Origin of the sequence: uncultured Mycobacterium sp., assembly GCF_964249325.1 — a bacterium.
Taxonomy (GTDB): Bacteria; Actinomycetota; Actinomycetes; order Mycobacteriales; family Mycobacteriaceae; genus Mycobacterium.
In genome coordinates this window covers 1-2,522 of the sequence record NZ_CAXUCH010000388.1, presented here as the reverse complement: position 1 = coordinate 2,522, position 2,522 = coordinate 1, and the positions used below count along the sequence as shown (strand labels likewise).

Sequence of the window (2,522 nt, the reverse complement as noted above, 5' to 3'; positions counted from 1 at the left end):
TAGGTGGAGAATATGCCCGCCTGCAACGCCGACACCTCGTCGGAGGCGGCAGGGGCGATGGCGGTGGTGGCGGTGGCGGCGGCTGCGTTCTCGGCGGCCATCGAGCTGCCGAGTCCCTCCAGTTGGGTCGCCGCCGCGGCGATCGCCTCGGGCAGCGTCTTCACGAACGACATAACATTTCTCCCTGGAAAACGATCAGCCCCTTAACGGGGCTGGGCCGAGGTGAGCAATCTGTGGGTGTCGCGTAACCGATCCACGGCTACACCTTCGCGTAAGGAGGGGCGAAAACCTAGTTGGTTAATTGTTTTTTAACGTCGGCGGACCAACTTTTAACAAATTGCCCGCGATCGTGTGCAGCTCGATAAATTGGTGCTCAGATGCGGGCCTGCCGAAGTTTGATCCGACCGGCAGTTACGTAAAATTGTGGTTAAGTAGAACTCACAATTGCCGGGGTGTCGGGGTGTGAGCGCTCACCCGAGGACTCTACAGGCTGTCGGGTGACGCTCGGCTGGTGCCTGTGAAGCGCTGGTAGGACAGCCGGCGCAGCACGGGATGTCGGTGCCGGCCGAGGAAGGCGGCTGGCAGCTAATTACCTGAAGTCGAATTCACGGCCACGGCAACCCAATCGAGTCGCCACAGCGACTGGAACAGCTTGCGGCCAAAGGTCTCTAGTTCCGCCGCGCGGGCGTGAGGCAAGTCGCCCTTCTGCGCCACCTCTGTGACAATCTCTCGAATCGTGCCACGGCCGTCGACACGCTGGACGAAGGGCAGCTGGGTCGCGTTGGCACGCATACGCGCGCCCGGCCAGACAATGTCCGTGCCGATGACACCGCAACGAGTGCGTAGTACCGGAACGTAATCGAGGGACTCAACGGTCGAGAAATCGATCGCGTAGCTTTCCTTCGCTCGGTCCGGGCGGCACGCCATGAAAAAATGGCAACCGTTCAATGTCTGGACACGTTCCATCACGGACCACAGCTTGGTTTCGGGCAACGGGTTCACCGCCGAATAGAACGGGGTCTCGGGCGCAAATAAGTCGTGCGGGTAATACGGCGCCTTGTGGAACCATCCCTGAAATGCGAAGCCGGCCGAGGTGACTAGGTCGATACATTCTTCGACCATGTAACTCCGCTCACGCGCGGGCAGAAACGTATCCACGAGTGCGGCATCGGACTGCAAATCTCGCGCAACTTTGAGATAGCTGTGAATGGGATGATCCGGCGGAAGCAGGGAAATTGTATCTCTAACTATTTGGAGCGAGGCTTCGTCCTGACCCAGCCCCAGGTCGCGAAAGACCGATTGCAGCAGCTCAACCCCGATCCGGCCGTATTTCGCATAGAGCATTACGGCTAGGACGCCATCGCGGCGCAGGCACCCGCCGAGCGCTTTCATCCCTGTCAGTGGATCCGTCATATGGTGCAAAACACCAGTCGATACAACGAGGTCGAAGTCGAGTCCGAGTGTTGGCAGTTCTTCAACGGAAAGCAGGTGCAAGTCGAGGTTGCCAAGTCCATGTTTGTCTTTCAAATAGCGCTGATGGTCCAGGGACGACTGGCTAATATCGACCGCCACCACTTTCGCCGCGGGGTTCGTGAACGCAAAAACCGCCGCCTGGTTCGTGCCACAACCCGCAATCAGGATGTCGAGATCGGGTTTGTAGTCCCGATCCGGCCAGAAAACTCGGTGCGCATGCGATGGGTCGAACCATTCCCAGTGGTTAGCGGTCCATACACTGAGGTCCTCGATAGGGAGTGGATATCGCCACCGCTCGTACTGGCGACCGACAATATCGGCGCCCGGATCGTCGTTCACTTCGCCGGTGACCTCGTCGCGGTGGATTGTGATCGCGGATTGCCGCTGTTCGAGAGCATCCCCGGTCCACTTCTGCTACCGGGGATTATGGGTTCCCGCCCGGCCTGCCGCAACCTGACCTCATGGTCGGCTTGCTCCTCGCGCCGTACCCGCGGTCGTCGCCCCCCGGCTGGTGTCGATGGTGGCGACCCGCTGCGCCCGGCTCCGCCGCGCTTGCTATCGCCACGGGGCCGATGGCCGGGTCTCTCCTCGCGCCTTTCCGGCGCTCGTCGTCCCCCGGCTAGGCTTGCGGGGTGTTCGAATCACTCTCCGACCGCCTGACCGGCGCCCTGCAGGAGCTGCGCGGCAAGGGTCGGTTGACCGACGCCGACATCGACGCCACCACCCGCGAAATTCGGCTGGCGCTGCTCGAAGCCGACGTGTCGTTGCCGGTGGTGCGGGCGTTCGTCAACCGGATCAAAGAACGCGCGAAGGGCGCAGAAGTATCCGGCGCGCTCAACCCGGCGCAGCAGGTCGTCAAGATCGTCAACGAGGAACTCATCGGAATCCTCGGCGGCCAGACCCGACAGCTCGCATTCGCGAAAACACCGCCGACCGTCATCATGCTCGCCGGCCTGCAAGGCTCGGGTAAGACCACGCTGGCCGGCAAACTCGCTAAATGGCTTCGCGGACAAGCACACACGCCGCTATTGGTGGCCTGCGACCTGCAG

Annotated in this window: 3 protein-coding genes; 1 reads left to right on the top strand and 2 read right to left on the bottom strand. The window is 61.5% G+C overall.

Annotation, left to right across the window (positions count from 1 at the left end):
* On the bottom strand, positions 1-173 hold a 173-nt coding region (locus ACFE99_RS24895), incomplete at its 3' end, for a PE domain-containing protein (RefSeq protein ID WP_375489518.1).
* Between the two features lie 412 nt (positions 174-585).
* Positions 586-1,812 carry a class I SAM-dependent methyltransferase gene (locus ACFE99_RS24890; RefSeq protein WP_375489515.1) on the bottom strand — a complete coding sequence of 409 codons (1,227 nt, stop codon included), beginning with the start codon at positions 1,810-1,812 and terminating at the stop codon, positions 586-588.
* Positions 1,813-2,105: 293 nt separating this feature from the next.
* Between ACFE99_RS24890 and ACFE99_RS24885 the strand changes: the two genes are divergently transcribed.
* Positions 2,106-2,522, top strand: a 417-nt coding sequence (locus ACFE99_RS24885) for a signal recognition particle receptor subunit alpha (RefSeq protein ID WP_375489513.1), incomplete at its 3' end; no start/stop codon positions are given.